Raw genomic sequence first — 12,984 nt, 5'->3', positions numbered from 1 at the left:
TGCCGGCATGCGGACACGCGTGCCGGCGCGACGAGCATGACGCGATGAGAGAAGAGCTGCTGGCCACGGTCAACGACGAACACGCGACGGTCGAAGCGTTCGCGTCCCTGCTCGCCTACGAGGAAAAGGCACTGACGACGCCGGAGCCGCTTGAAATGCTGCCCGGCATCGTCGAGAAGAAAAGCGCGCTGATCGACCGGCTTGCGCAGCTCGAGCGCACGCGCGACACGCAGCTGTCCGCGCTCGGATTTCCGGCCGGCAAGAAAGGGATGGACCAGGCCGCCGAGCGCGATGCCCGCCTCGCCGGCCGCTGGCAGTTGCTGCTGCAGGCCGCCGAACGCGCGCGTCAGGCCAATGCGACCAACGGGATGCTGATCCGGATCCGGATGGACTACAACGAGCGCGCGCTCGCGGTGCTGCGCTCGGCGCCCGCGCCGGCCGGGGTCTATGGCCCGGACGGGCGCGTGTCGGCGCTGGTGCGTTGATGCACCGACTGCACTGATTGCACCGACTGCCCCGATCCCACTGACGTACCGCTCACGCCGGCGCACCGACGCGCCGGCTGCGCATCGCGCGGCCCTGCCGCGGCCGCGCGCGCCTTCCCCGCCTTAAAGCAGCGGACACGCAGTGACCTGCGTGCCGCGTTCCACGCAAAGCCGTTCGTAGTCGCGCAGGTACGCGCGCTCGTCGTCGTTCAGCAGATCGACGTCGATCAGGTCCCAGTCGTAGCCGACCGTGACGATGTTCTCGAACGCCACGGTGTCCGATGCTTCGTCGTCCGCGCGCACGATCACGATGTTCTCGATCCGCACGCCGCCCTTGCCCGGCAGGTAGATGCCCGGCTCGACCGAAATCACCGCGTTCGGCACCAGCCCGTACTGCGCGCCCGGCGCGAACCGCACGCCGCCCTCGTGCACGTGGATCCCGACGCCGTGCCCGGTGCCGTGGCCGAAATCGTAGCCGTGGTCGCGGCACACCTGGCGCACCGCCGCATCGACGTCGCCGCCCGTCGCCGTCTTCGGGAAGCGCGTGACGAGCCCCTTGATGCACGCCTTCAGCGCGACCGTGTAGATCTCGCGCTGCCACGGCTGCGCGACCGTCTCCGGCTGCGTGCGACGCAGCACGACGCGCGTGCAGTCCGTCGCGAAACCGGCGTCGTAGTAAGCGCCGCTGTCGAGCAGCACGAGCTCGCCCTCCGTCAGCTCGACGTCGGCGCTCGCCGCCGTGTAGTGCGCGAATGCGCTGTTCGCGCCGTTCGCCGCGATCGACGGGAACGTCAGCGCGACCGCCGAGCGGGCGCCGTACGCGTCGTTGATCGTGCGGGCCAGGTCGTACTCGGTATGGCGCCGCCCCGGCTCGCCGGCCTTCGCCCAGCGCATCGTTTCGGCGATCGCCGCCGAACTGCGCGCGAACGCGTCGCGGAACCGGTCGAGCACCGCCGGCGTCTTGCCGGCCCGCAGCGCCTCCACCGGGTTGAAATCGGCGTGGCGCGCGTGCGGCCACACGCGGCGCACCGACTCGACGAGCGCGCAGTTGACGGATTCGAACCCGTAGCACACGTGGTCGACCGCGAATTGCGCGAGGAAGCGCTCGAGTTCGGCGAAGTCGCGCCGGATCACATGCAGCGCCGGATACGACGCCAGTTCGACCGGGCATCGGTCGCAGCCTTCCGGCAGGAACAGCGCGACCTGCTCGCCGACCGCGAACAGGAAGCCCAGGTGCGACGATGCATTCGGGATGTGATAGCCGCGGCTGTTCAGCAGGTAAGCGAGATCGTCGGACGCGCATGTGAAGAACGCGGTCTTGCCGGGCGCCGCGCCGGTGTACGCGGCGAGCCGCCGGTTCAGCGCGTCGACGTTGTGCGCGACGCTCGCGCCGGTCATCGCGTCCGGCAGTTCGAAGATCGGCCGCTCGACCACCCAGCCCGGCAGCGCGATCGCGCGGTCGATTTCGCGCTCGACGAGGCTCGTCCAGTCGAGCGACGCCGCCTGCGTGCGCTCGACCAGCCGGTCGCGCTGCGCGACGCTGATCCGCAGCGCGTCGTAGCCGACCCGCGCGAGCCGGCTCGCGTGCGCGAGCAGCCAGTCGGCCAGCGCCTGCCAGATCGTCACGTTCATCCCGAGCTTTTCGATGCGCACGCGCGCCGGGTCGCACTGCTGTTCGGCCTGCAGGTGATAGCGGCCGTCGACGAACAGCACGAACGGCGGCACGCCGAGCGCCTGCGCGGTCGCCGCGCTCAGGAAAATCCCGCAGCCGGCCGAGCCGTCGAAGCCCGACAGCGCGTAGCGCGGGTTGTTGCGGCGCGGCAGGTATTCGGTGATGTACTCGTCCTGCGACGTAACCACGACCGCGTCGAGCCGGGCGGCGTCGAGCAGTCGCGACAGGCCGGCCTGCGTGTCGGCGACGGACGCGTCGTACGAGGGAAGGCCGGAGAAGCTGTATTTCAGTCGATCGATCATCGGATACCCGTTATTGATTGTTGTCGGCGGCCGGCGGCGTCACGCGCCGGCGCATGCCTGGCGCGGCACGCCGCCCGTGCGGGGACGAAGCGCGGCCCGGCAGGCAGCCGCGCCGCGGTGTCGTTCCATCGACGAATTTTCGGGGAAATTTTTGTCTCACTTAACTTTGTTTGATGCGAGCGACAGAATCTAGAGCACGCCGAAATCGAGGTCAAGCCAAAATTTTCGTAGGGCTAAAATTGCCGGGACCGCGCGCGACGCCGGCGCGGCCCCACGTGGCCCTGCCTGGCGCGGGGCGCGGAGCGTCCTGGCGTCCGGGCGCCGGCGTGCGCGGTACAATGCGCCGGCATCGTCGTCCCGACGGCCGTGCTTCGTGCGATTCGCGGAAAGCCGCATCCCGGCGACGGCACCGCCCCTCCGCTCGCCTTGCGACTCGTTGCCACGAAAGAGATTCATGGATTCAGACATCATGCGTATCGGCCAGCGCATTCGCCGCCTGCGCCGGGAAGCGAAGAAGACGCTGCTGGAAGTCGCGACCGAAGCGAACCTGTCGGTCGGGTTCCTGTCGCAGGTCGAGCGCCACCTCACCGGCATCTCGCTGTCGTCGCTCGTCAACGTCGCGAAGGCGCTGAACGTGCCGCTCGGCACGCTGATCGACCAGCCGCGCCAGGCGCAGCCCGACTCGCACGCGGGACACCGCGAACCGTATGCGGTCGATGCCGCGTCGCAGTGGTACGAGCGGCTGTCCACCACCTTCGACGGCAGTCAGATCAACGCGCTCAAGGTCCGGGTGATGGAGGGCTACCGTTCGGAATGGGTCGCGCATGGCGGCGACGAGTTCGTGTACGTGCTGACCGGCCGGCTTTGCTACACGATCGGCAAGAAGGATTACCCGCTGTCTGCCGGCGACTCGCTGCACTTCGACGCGAGGAAGCGCCACCGCGTCGCGAACGTTGGCGACGGGCCCGCCGAAATGATCGCAGTCGGCACGCTGCCGCTCTTCGACGACAACGGCGCCGAGCTGGGATCCGAGGCGATGAAGATCAGACTGCTCGCACGCGATGCCGGCGCGGCGCCGGGCGAACCGCGCGTGAGCCGCCGCAAACCCGCACCGAAGCGCGAGCGCGACGCGGATTCGAACGCGGCCGCGCCCGTCGACACGCCGGCCCGCGCGGCGGCCAAGCCCGCGGCCGGGAAGCCGCGCGCGGCCGCCGGCAAACGTCCGGCTGCCGCCACCCCGGCCCGCCGCGCCACCGCCCGCACGAAGCAATGACGGCAGGCGGCCGGGCGGCGCGCCACGCCACCCGGCGCTTGCGCACTATTCCCCGATCGCCAGTGCCTGCTTGACGGCCTCGATGCGCGCGCGATGCACGGCGTCCTTGATCTGCATCGCATCGTTGGCGAGGCCGCGCGCGATCGCGCCCGCGTCGACGCTGCGCGCCGCCACCAGCGCCACGCGCAACCGCTCGGCCTGCGGATACGGCTGCGTGTCGAGCCCGAGCCGGCCGCGCGCATCCGATTCGCACGCCTGCAGCATCTCGGCGAAGCGCGCGGGCTTGCGCAGCGCGTCGCTGCGCTCGAAGAGCCGCACCAGCGCGGCTGCGCCCATTTCCATCACGCGATGCAGGTTGCCGTGCTCGCGCGCGACCACCAGCGCGAGATCGCGGCACTCGTTCGGCACGCGCAGCCGCTCGCACAACGGCTTGATGAGATCGACGCTGCGGCCTTCGTGGCCGACATGGCGCGGCAGCACGTCGGCGGGCGTCGTCGCCTTGCCAAGATCATGCGTGAGCGCCGCGAAGCGCACCGGCAGCGAGTAACCCTGCTTCGCTGCGTAGTCGACGACCATCATCACGTGCACGCCCGTGTCGACTTCCGGGTGGTAGTCCGCGCGCTGCGGCACGCCCCACAGCGCGTCGACCTCGGGCAGGATGCGCGCGAGCGCGCCGCATTCGCGCAGCACCGCGAACATCCGCGACGGCTTCGCCTCCATCAGCCCGCGCGCGATCTCCTGCCACACGCGCTCGGGCACCAGCGCGTCCGCTTCGCCCGCGTCGACCATCCGCCGCATCAGCGCGAGCGTATCGTCCGCGACCGTGAAATCCGCGAAGCGCGCGGCAAAGCGCGCGATCCGCAGGATCCGCACCGGATCCTCGACGAACGCGTCGCCAACGTGCCGGAACACGCGTGCACGCAGGTCGGCCTGTCCGTCGAACGGATCGATCACCGGGCCGACCAGCTCGCCCTCGGGGCTCACTTCACGCGCCATCGCGTTGATCGTCAGGTCGCGCCGCGCGAGGTCCTCCTCGAGCGTCACGTCCGGCGCGTAGTAGAACTGGAAGCCGTGATAGCCGGCCGCCGTCTTGCGTTCGGTGCGCGCGAGCGCGTATTCCTCCTGCGTATCCGGATGCAGAAACACGGGGAAATCCTTGCCGACCGGCCGGAAGCCCTGCGCGGCCATCTGCTCGGGCGTCGCGCCCACCACCACGTAGTCGCGGTCCTGCACCGGCACGCCGAGCAATTCGTCGCGGATCGCTCCGCCTACTGCGTAGATGTTCATGGCGTCGGTTCGTATTCGGCGATCACGTGGGTCTCGCGGCGTGCGGCATCGATCCAGCGCTGCACCGCCGGCAGCGCCGTCACGCGCGCGGCATACCCGGCCGCCTCCGGCGACAACTCCGGTGCATATGTGTTGAAACGCATCACGACGGGCGCATACATCGCATCGGCAATCCCGAATTCACCGAACAGGAACGGTCCGCCCGATGCCTCGATGCAGGCGCTCCACAGCGCGTCGATGCGCGCGACGTCGGCGAGCGCATCGGGCGTCGCGCCGCGCCCCGGCATCGACGCGCGCACGTTCATCCCCATCTGCGTGCGCAGCGCGGCGAAGCCCGAGTGCATCTCGGCCGAGATGCAGCGCGCATGCACGCGATCGAGCGGATCGGCCGGCCACATCGGGAACTGCGGATAGCGCTCGGCGAGCGTCTCGGCGATCGCGAGCGAATCCCAGATCGCGACGCCGTGGTCGTCGATCAGGCACGGCACCTTGCCGGTCGGCGAATACTCGCGGATGCGCGCGGCCGTGTCGTCGCGGTGCAGCTCGATGGCGATCTCGTCGAACGGGATGCCGAAATGCGCGAGCAGCAGCCATGGCCGCATCGACCACGACGAGTAATTCTTGTCTCCAATGATGAGTTTCATGAGGGGGTTCCGAAAGGCGCGAAAGTGAATGGCGGAAGCGACGGCCCGCGACGCCTAGCGGCGCGAGCGGAACCAGTCGAAGCGGGAGCGCCGCGCGGCGTGGCCGAGATACGCGGGCGCGATGCTCTCGAGACTCGCGGGCGCGATCCCGAGTTCGGGCGCGAGCGGCCCGGACAGCACGTTCGGCACCGACATCGACGCGAGATTGTCGCGCGTGATCACCGGCTCACCGGGCAGGCATTCGAACACGCTCGCCTGCAGCCGCGCGAGCGCGTCGGGCAGGCGCACGATGCGCGCCTGACGGCCGACCAGCGTGCCGCAATAGCGCACGAGTTCCTCGAGCGTGTAGACGGTGGGGCCGCCGAGTTCGTAGGTCTTGCCGTGCGCGGCCGCGAGATCGAGCGTGTTGACGAACGCGCGCACGACGTCGCCGACGAACACCGGCTGGAAGCGCGCGTCGGGCATCGCGAGCGGCAGCACCGGCAGCGTGCGCTGCAGGTTCGCGAACGTGTTCAGGAACGCGTCGCCGGGGCCGAACACGACCGACGGGCGGAAGATCGTCAGCGCGAGCGAATCGGTCGCCGCGACCGCATGCAGCGCGGCCTCGCCGTCGCCCTTCGAGCGCTGGTACATGCTCGGGCCGTGCGAATCGGCGCCGAGCGCGCTCATGTGCAGCACGCGCCGCACGCCGACTTCGACGCACGCGGCGGCCAGCGTGGCCGGCAGCGCGACGTGCGCGCGCTCGAACCCGGGCCCGTACGGCGTGCCGCGGCCGCCGTGCAGCACGCCGACGAGGTTGACGGCCGCATGCGCGCCGGCAACGAACCGCGCGAGCGTGCGCGTATCGAGATCGCCGAGCTCGACGATCTCGACCGGCAGCATCTGCAGATGGCGAGCATGCTCGCGCCGCCGCGTGCCGATCCGCACCTGCTTGCCGGCGTCGATCAGCGCATTGACGAGCCGGCTGCCGATGAAGCCGGTGCCACCCAGCAGCGCGACGGTCTGACGATCCATGATGGTGTCCTCAAAAGCACACTGCCGCGTCTCGCGCGGCAGTGTGAAGATGGCGGATCAGGGCGAGATCATGCCTAGGCGTTTCTTCAACGACTGCGGTTTGCCCTCGAAGAGCGCCGCGTAGTAGACGGTATTCGACAGCACGTTCTTCACGTACTCGCGCGTCTCGTTGAATGGAATCGTCTCCGCGAAGATCGCGCCTTCGACCGGCTGCGTCAACACCTGGCGCCACTGGCGCGGCCGGCCCGGGCCCGCGTTGTAGCCGGCCGTCGCCAGCACCGGCGAGCTGTCGAAGTTGTTGTAGATGTCCGACAGGTACCAGGTGCCGAGCTGGATGTTCGTATCGATGTCATGCATCTGCGCACGCGTGATCGTGCCCATCCCGAGCTTCTTCGCGACGAGCTGCGCGGTGGCCGGCATCAGCTGCATCAGCCCGCCCGCGCCGACCGACGAACGCGCGTTCGTGATGAAGCGCGATTCCTGGCGGATCAGCCCGTATGCCCATTCGATGTCGAGGCCGCTCGACTGCGCGTAGCGCTCGACGATGTCGCGGTACGGCGACGGGTAGCGCAGCGTGAAATCGTGCTCGGCCTTCGTGCGGTCGGCCGTGTTGACCGTGCGGTCGAGCAGGTCGATGCGCTTGCCGTATTCGGCGGCCGCGAGCAGCTGGCGATCGGTCATCCCGCGCAGCGGCCAGTTCCATTCGCGGTTGCCTTCGAGGCGCAGGTTCAGCCCATAGAAGCGTTGCGCGAGCGCGAAGCCCGGGATCTTGCTCATCGCGTCGACGTCGGCGTCGCTCACCTTCGTGCGCGGCGGGATCGACGTGCGCTGGCCGAGCTCCTCGCCGGCGAGCTGTCCGTAGAAGTTGAACTGGCCCGCGACCTGCTCGAATTCCTGGTTCGCCTGCAGCGTGTCGCCGCTCTGCTTGAGCGCGCGTGCATGCCAGTAGATCCACGCCGGATCGCTGCGCAGCGACGGCGGCATCTGTTCGATCGACCAGCGCACCATCGGCCAGTTGCCGGCGAGCAACGCGGCGCGCGTGCGCCATTCGTAACCCGGGTTCGACAGCGGCGCGTTCGCGGATTTCGCATACCAGACCGACGCGAGCGCCGAGCGCTTGATCGCCCCCTGGTAGCCGATCGCGCCCCATGCGATCGCCTGTTCCTGCTTCGTCAGCGAGCCGGCGATCGACGTCAGCATTCCCGCCGCGGCGTCCGGATCGTTGCGCGCCATGCGGCCGAGCGCGATCAGCGCGAGCTGGTGCGATGCAGCGTCGGGGCCGACGCCGCGCGCGAGGTACAGCGGCGGCGCGCTGGTGGCCTGGTCGAAGCCGACCGGCCGCGGGCCGAGCGCGTCGACGATCTTCCCGCCGAGTGTCGTGTAGTTCTGCTCGTACGCGAGGCGTGCCTGCTGCCACACGTCGTCGCTCGTGAACTGCTGGTTGACGGTGAGCGCCGTAATCAGGTCGACACAGGCGTCGCCGTAGTATTTCGGCTCGACGAGCAGCGCGCGCGCCGCCTCGGCGACGTTCTCGCCGCGCGCCGCGCGCGATTCGAGCGCGTAGCACTTGACCTGCGTGTCGTCGTCGAGCACGAAGCGCTTGTACTGGTCGTCGAAGCTGCGCCAGTCGTGGCGCGCGCCGAGCACGAGCAGGTAGTCGTTGCGCAGGCGGTCGGCGATTGCCTGGCCGTCGTAGCGCTGCAGGAACGACTGCACGGGGGCGTCGGGGGCGTCGACACGTGCGCGGCCCGTCGAATCGAACAGTTGCGGCTTGATCTGGAAATACTCGACGTAGGACGGGACCGGATAGTTCGGAATCATCGCCGCGAGCTGCGCGGCCTTCGCGGCGTCGTTGCGGCGCGCGGCTTCGCGCAGCTGCACGAAGATCTGATCGTCCCCGGCGAGCGTGTCGTCGTTCGGTGCGGCACAGGCGGCCGTGCCCGCGACGAGCGCGGCGGCCGAAAGCGCGAACGCGACCGCGCGATATACTCGGAAAAGGCTGTTCGACATCGTTTTGAATGGAGCACGAAGTGAGCGAAAGCATAGCATGCAACCCTGTGCCGAACCCGAAGGGTGCACTGCGCAAAACGCTGTCCGGCGCGCGTCGCGACGCCGCGTCGCAGCCCGCCGCGAATGCCGCGCTCGACGCGCGGCTGCGCCTGTTGCTCGAACGGCTCGCACCGCGCACGGTCGGCTTCTACTGGCCGCTGCCGGGCGAATTCGACGCACGCGACGCGGTGCTCTCGTGGTCCGCGGCAGGCTCGGGGCGCCGCGCCGCGCTGCCGGTGATCGGCGAGAAGCACACGCCGCTCGCGTTCCATGCGTGGGATGCGCACACGCCGATGCGCGAAGGGCATCACCGGATTCCGGAGCCGGCGTCCGGGGTCGTCGTCGTGCCCGATCTGTTGCTGATTCCGTGTGTGGGATTCGATCTGCAGCGCTACCGGCTCGGCTATGGCGGCGGCTATTACGACCGCACGCTCGCGGTGTGGCCGGGCGAGACGCTGCCGGTGACGGTCGGCATCGCGTATGAAGCGTGCCGCGTGGATGCGCTGCCGGCCGAAGCGCACGATCTCGCGATGCGCTGGATCGTGACCGACGGCGCGCTTTACCCGGCCGCCGGATGACGGGGCGCGCGACGCGGCGTCTGCGGCATGCCGCGCGTCACCGCGTCGACCGTCCTGTCCGCAATCGTTTACAGCGAGGCCGCCGCGCGCGCGGCGGTGTCGTAGAGGCCCGATGCGTGGCGCAGCAGCTGCGCCGCGTCGCCGATCTGCTCGTTGGTGAGGCCGCTGTCCTTCAGCGTCTCGATCAGGCAATGCTCGCGCACATCCCGATACTTCATGCACAGCTCGCGGCCCGCGTCGGTCGCGAAAAAGAACACCTCTTTGCCGCTCTTCTCGCTTTTCACGTAGCCGCGCGCGATCAGTTTTTTCAGCGCATAGGTCGCGACGTGCGTATCCTCGATATTGAGCACGAAGCAGATGTCGGCGAGCTTCTTCTTGCGTTCGCGATGGCTGACGTGATGCAGCAGCGACACCTCGACCGCCGTCATGTCCTTCGCGCCCGCGGCCGACATGCAGCGCACCATCCAGCGGTTGAAAGCATTGCCGGCCATGATGAGCCCGTATTCGAGTTCCGACAGCTCCGCGCTCGAATCGGAAACGAGGTGTTCGGATGACACGATCTTGGTCGGGGGACGCTTCATGGAAAGGCGGCGCAAGCAGGATGTCAGGGTGTGCCGAGTGTACGTCAGAAGCCCGGGTATACGGGCTAGGCGAAAACGCTTATTGGTAAGTTATCGATATCTTATTGACAATGTGCGCTAACATTGCCGTCCGAACCGTGCCAGTCCGATGACGCAACCCCGCATTTATCCGCTCGGCGATGCCGCCCTCGTCTGCGAGGTGCCGCCGCCCGCCACGCTCGATTGCCAGCGCCGCGTCTGGGCCGTCGCCGAGGTCGCGCGCGCATGGCCCGACGTGATCGACGTCGTGCCGGGCATGAACAACCTGACGATCGTGTTCGACGCGCTCGCCGCGACGGCCGAGTCGCTCACGCCCGCGCTGCGCGACGCATGGGAAACCGCCGACGTCGAGCATGCGGACGGCCGCGAGATCGAGATCCCGGTCGAATACGGCGGCGCGGCCGGCCCCGACCTGGCGGCCGTCGCCGCGCATACCGGGCTGCCGGCCGACGAAGTCGTCGCGCGACATGCAGCCGGCGAATACGTCGTGTTCTTCGTCGGCTTCCAGCCGGGCTTCGCCTATCTCGGCGGCCTCGATGCGTCGCTGCACACGCCGCGCCGCGCGGCGCCGCGCCTGGAAGTGCCGGCCGGCTCGGTCGGCATCGGCGGTGCGCAGACGGGCATCTACCCGGCCACGTCGCCCGGCGGCTGGCAGCTGATCGGCCGCACGTCGCACGTGCTGTTCGACCCGGTGCGGCCGCAACCGACGCTGCTGCTGCCCGGCGACCGCGTGCGCTTCACCATTGCCGGAGTCGACGCAACATGAGCCAGAACACCGCACCGGGCACGATCGAGGTGGTCCGCGCCGGCCCGCTGTCGACCGTGCAGGATCTCGGCCGCCGCGGCATGCGCCATCTCGGCGTCGCGCAGGGCGGCGCGCTCGACGGCCTCGCGCTCGAAGTCGGCAACCGGCTGGTCGGCAATCGCCCCGACGCGGCGGCCGTCGAAATCACGATCGGCCCGGCCGCATTCCGCTTCACGCGCGCGACGCGCATCGCGATCACCGGCACCGAATTCGGCGCGACGCTCGACGGCAAGCCCGTGTATTCCTGGTGGAGCCTGCCGGTCGAGGCCGGGCAGACGCTCGTGCTGCCGGCCGCGAAACGCGGGATGCGCGGCTATCTGTGCATCGCGGGCGGCATCGACGTGCTGCCGATGCTCGGCTCGCGCAGCACCGATCTCGCATCGCGCTTCGGCGGCCTCGGCGGCCGCGCGCTGCGCGATGGCGATCGGCTTCCGGTCGGTGTGCCGCCGGCCGGCGCCGGATGCCTCGCAGCCGATGCGCCCGAATTCGGCGTGAAGGCGCCTGCGTGGTGCGCGTTCGTGCGTGTCGACGAACCGCCGCGCCGCCACCGGCCCGCGCATGCGCCGTGGGCGATGCCCGTGCGCGTGCTGCCGGGCCCCGACTACGCGTCGTTCGCGGCCGATTCGCAGCAGGCGTTCTGGGACGAGGAATGGCTCGTCACCGCGAACAGCAACCGGATGGGCTATCGTCTCGCCGGCGCCGAGCTCGTGCGCGAGCGGCCGGTCGAGCTGCTGTCGCATGCGGTGCTGCCGGGCACGATCCAGGTGCCGCCGAACGGCCAGCCGATCGTGCTGATGCACGACGCGCAGACTACCGGCGGCTATCCGAAGATCGGCACGGTGATCCGCGCGGATCTCTGGAAACTCGCGCAGGCGCGGCTCAACCTGCCGATCCGCTTCGTGCGCACGACACCCGAGGCCGCGCGCGCCGCCCTGACCGCGGAGCGCGCCTATCTCCGGCAGATCGACGTCGCGATCGAGATGCGCGAGGAAACCCTCCGCCGCGTTCAATCGCGCGCGGCGTGACAATGGCGGAAGCAGGACGAAGCACGCGCCACGCCACCAGTGGACGAGGAACATCATGGAAATCGATCTGAATGCCGATCTCGGCGAAGGATGCGGATCGGACGAGGCGCTGCTCGACCTCGTCACGTCGGCGAACATCGCGTGCGGCTGGCATGCCGGCGGCGCCAATGCGATGCGCGACTGCGTGCGCTGGGCCGTGCAGAAAGGCGTATCGATCGGCGCGCACCCGAGCTTTCACGACCCGGAGAATTTCGGCCGCAAGGAAATGCAACTGCCGGCCGGCGACATCTATGCCGGCGTGCTGTACCAGCTCGGCGCGCTGTCGGCGATCGCGCAGGCCGAGGGCGGCCGCATCGCGCACGTGAAGCCGCACGGCGCGCTGTACAACCAGGCCGCGCGCGACCCGATGATCGCCGACGCGGTGGTGTCCGCGATCCACGACTTCGATCCGTCGCTTGCCGTGTTCGGGCTGGCGAACAGCGTGTTCGTCGCGGCCGCGCGGCATGCGGGGCTCGCCGCGGTGGAGGAAGTGTTCGCCGATCGCGGCTATCGCGCGGACGGCTCGCTCGTGCCGCGCAGCCAGCCCGGCGCGCTGATCGAGGACGAGGAAGCGGTGCTCGCGCGCACGCTCGACATGGTGCGCGATCGGCAGGTGCAGTCGGTGAGCGGCGAGTGGGTGCCGCTCAATGCGCAGACCGTCTGCCTCCACGGCGACGGCCCGCATGCGCTCGCGTTCGCGAGGCGGATCCGCGCGGCGCTCGAGGCGGCCGGTATCGATGTCGTCGCCCCGGGCGCGCTGGAGGCCGACGAAGGCGCCTGACCGGCGCGCACGCCGCGCTGCCGCCAGATGAAAACCGCCGCACCAAAGAAAAAAGCGCCCTCGTGGCGCTTTTCTGTTGGCGCAATCGCCGCGGACTTCGCCGTCTGTCGATTCGCCCCCCGAAACCGTCTGTCGACGGCGACCGGAAAAATGCTCCGGACTAAAAAAACGTCCGCCGCCACCCGATTGCTACTTCCCCCGGTCGGACGACGGAACGTCGCTTATCCGCAAGTCTGCCGCATGCATTTGTTGTACCGACGATGTTTGGCCCCGCCGTGCATGCAGACACTGCGCCGCCGGCACGACATCACGTGCCGGCTACGCTAACCCCGCGCATTGTTTTCTGCTACCCCGTAGAACTTTTTCTATTCTTTTCATTTTTTCAACTTGTGGGGTGAAGAATAGAGATT

General features: G+C 69.2%; 12 protein-coding genes. 6 read left to right on the top strand and 6 right to left on the bottom strand.

Annotated features, from left to right (window positions below; translation table 11 throughout):
- The first annotated feature begins 44 nt into the window (after positions 1-44).
- Positions 45-485: a flagella synthesis protein FlgN gene (locus WS75_RS02690; RefSeq protein WP_059679039.1), complete on the top strand. Its 441-nt coding sequence runs from the start codon at positions 45-47 to the stop codon at positions 483-485.
- Positions 486-608: 123 nt separating this feature from the next.
- Here WS75_RS02690 and WS75_RS02685 read toward each other — a convergent pair whose 3' ends face one another.
- A complete protein-coding gene (locus WS75_RS02685; protein ID WP_059679038.1) occupies positions 609-2,459 on the bottom strand; it encodes a M24 family metallopeptidase in 1,851 nt (616 codons plus the stop codon).
- A gap of 454 nt (positions 2,460-2,913) precedes the next feature.
- On the opposite strand from WS75_RS02685, the gene WS75_RS02675 reads away from it, so the two are divergent.
- Positions 2,914-3,732: a helix-turn-helix domain-containing protein gene (locus WS75_RS02675; protein WP_059679036.1), complete on the top strand. Its 819-nt coding sequence runs from the start codon at positions 2,914-2,916 to the stop codon at positions 3,730-3,732.
- A gap of 45 nt (positions 3,733-3,777) precedes the next feature.
- On the opposite strand, the gene WS75_RS02670 is transcribed toward WS75_RS02675, so the two are convergent.
- The 4 genes from WS75_RS02670 to WS75_RS02655 are packed head-to-tail and all read right to left on the bottom strand — an operon-like array spanning position 3,778 to position 8,687.
- The gene (locus WS75_RS02670) at positions 3,778-5,019 is read right to left on the bottom strand and encodes a multifunctional CCA addition/repair protein (RefSeq protein WP_059679035.1); all 1,242 of its coding nucleotides are present in this window, start codon (positions 5,017-5,019) and stop codon (positions 3,778-3,780) included.
- Positions 5,016-5,663: a glutathione S-transferase family protein gene (locus tag WS75_RS02665; RefSeq protein ID WP_059679034.1), complete on the bottom strand. Its 648-nt coding sequence runs from the start codon at positions 5,661-5,663 to the stop codon at positions 5,016-5,018. The genes WS75_RS02670 and WS75_RS02665 overlap by 4 nt, the downstream gene beginning before the upstream one ends.
- Positions 5,664-5,717: 54 nt before the next feature.
- Positions 5,718-6,677 (bottom strand): complex I NDUFA9 subunit family protein, encoded by a 960-nt coding sequence (locus WS75_RS02660; RefSeq protein ID WP_059679033.1) that lies wholly within the window; start codon positions 6,675-6,677, stop codon positions 5,718-5,720.
- 57 nt (positions 6,678-6,734) lie between these two features.
- A complete protein-coding gene (locus WS75_RS02655; RefSeq protein WP_059679032.1) occupies positions 6,735-8,687 on the bottom strand; it encodes a lytic transglycosylase domain-containing protein in 1,953 nt (650 codons plus the stop codon).
- 8 nt (positions 8,688-8,695) lie between these two features.
- Between WS75_RS02655 and WS75_RS02650 the strand changes: the two genes are divergently transcribed.
- Positions 8,696-9,304, top strand: a complete 609-nt coding sequence (locus WS75_RS02650) for a 5-formyltetrahydrofolate cyclo-ligase (protein ID WP_059679031.1) — start codon at positions 8,696-8,698, stop codon at positions 9,302-9,304.
- A 68-nt stretch (positions 9,305-9,372) separates the two neighbouring features.
- Here the strand turns inward: WS75_RS02650 and WS75_RS02645 are convergent, their stop codons facing one another.
- Positions 9,373-9,885, bottom strand: a complete 513-nt coding sequence (locus tag WS75_RS02645; protein WP_059679030.1) for a winged helix DNA-binding protein — start codon at positions 9,883-9,885, stop codon at positions 9,373-9,375.
- A gap of 148 nt (positions 9,886-10,033) precedes the next feature.
- Between WS75_RS02645 and pxpB the strand changes: the two genes are divergently transcribed.
- Genes pxpB through pxpA form a run of 3 tightly spaced genes read left to right on the top strand, consistent with a single transcriptional unit; the run spans position 10,034 to position 12,574 of the window.
- Positions 10,034-10,690, top strand: a complete 657-nt coding sequence (gene pxpB, locus WS75_RS02640) for a 5-oxoprolinase subunit PxpB (RefSeq protein ID WP_059679029.1) — start codon at positions 10,034-10,036, stop codon at positions 10,688-10,690.
- Positions 10,687-11,754, top strand: coding sequence for a biotin-dependent carboxyltransferase family protein (locus WS75_RS02635; RefSeq protein ID WP_059679028.1), 1,068 nt, complete (start codon positions 10,687-10,689; stop codon positions 11,752-11,754). Before pxpB ends, WS75_RS02635 begins: the two co-directional genes overlap by 4 nt.
- Before the next feature lie 55 nt (positions 11,755-11,809).
- The gene (pxpA, locus tag WS75_RS02630) at positions 11,810-12,574 is read left to right on the top strand and encodes a 5-oxoprolinase subunit PxpA (RefSeq protein WP_059679027.1); all 765 of its coding nucleotides are present in this window, start codon (positions 11,810-11,812) and stop codon (positions 12,572-12,574) included.
- Positions 12,575-12,984 lie beyond the last annotated feature (410 nt).

The organism is Burkholderia sp. FL-7-2-10-S1-D7 (assembly GCF_001524185.1).
Taxonomy (GTDB): Bacteria; Pseudomonadota; Gammaproteobacteria; order Burkholderiales; family Burkholderiaceae; genus Burkholderia; species Burkholderia diffusa.
The sequence above is the reverse complement of the archived record's forward strand: the minus strand, read 5'-3'. Positions and strand labels throughout refer to the sequence as shown.

What these genes read in the sequence shown, in the direction of transcription:
- WS75_RS02670 (WP_059679035.1), bottom strand. Translation starts at nt 5,019, where the DNA reads ATGAACATCTACGCAGTAGGCGGAGCGATCCGCGACGAATTGCTCGGC.
- WS75_RS02690 (WP_059679039.1), top strand. Translation starts at nt 45, where the DNA reads ATGAGAGAAGAGCTGCTGGCCACGGTCAACGACGAACACGCGACGGTC.
- WS75_RS02660 (WP_059679033.1), bottom strand. Translation starts at nt 6,677, where the DNA reads ATGGATCGTCAGACCGTCGCGCTGCTGGGTGGCACCGGCTTCATCGGC.
- WS75_RS02635 (WP_059679028.1), top strand. Translation starts at nt 10,687, where the DNA reads ATGAGCCAGAACACCGCACCGGGCACGATCGAGGTGGTCCGCGCCGGC.
- pxpA (WP_059679027.1), top strand. Translation starts at nt 11,810, where the DNA reads ATGGAAATCGATCTGAATGCCGATCTCGGCGAAGGATGCGGATCGGAC.
- WS75_RS02650 (WP_059679031.1), top strand. Translation starts at nt 8,696, where the DNA reads ATGGAGCACGAAGTGAGCGAAAGCATAGCATGCAACCCTGTGCCGAAC.
- WS75_RS02645 (WP_059679030.1), bottom strand. Translation starts at nt 9,885, where the DNA reads ATGAAGCGTCCCCCGACCAAGATCGTGTCATCCGAACACCTCGTTTCC.
- WS75_RS02685 (WP_059679038.1), bottom strand. Translation starts at nt 2,459, where the DNA reads ATGATCGATCGACTGAAATACAGCTTCTCCGGCCTTCCCTCGTACGAC.
- WS75_RS02665 (WP_059679034.1), bottom strand. Translation starts at nt 5,663, where the DNA reads ATGAAACTCATCATTGGAGACAAGAATTACTCGTCGTGGTCGATGCGG.
- WS75_RS02675 (WP_059679036.1), top strand. Translation starts at nt 2,914, where the DNA reads ATGGATTCAGACATCATGCGTATCGGCCAGCGCATTCGCCGCCTGCGC.
- pxpB (WP_059679029.1), top strand. Translation starts at nt 10,034, where the DNA reads ATGACGCAACCCCGCATTTATCCGCTCGGCGATGCCGCCCTCGTCTGC.
- WS75_RS02655 (WP_059679032.1), bottom strand. Translation starts at nt 8,687, where the DNA reads ATGTCGAACAGCCTTTTCCGAGTATATCGCGCGGTCGCGTTCGCGCTT.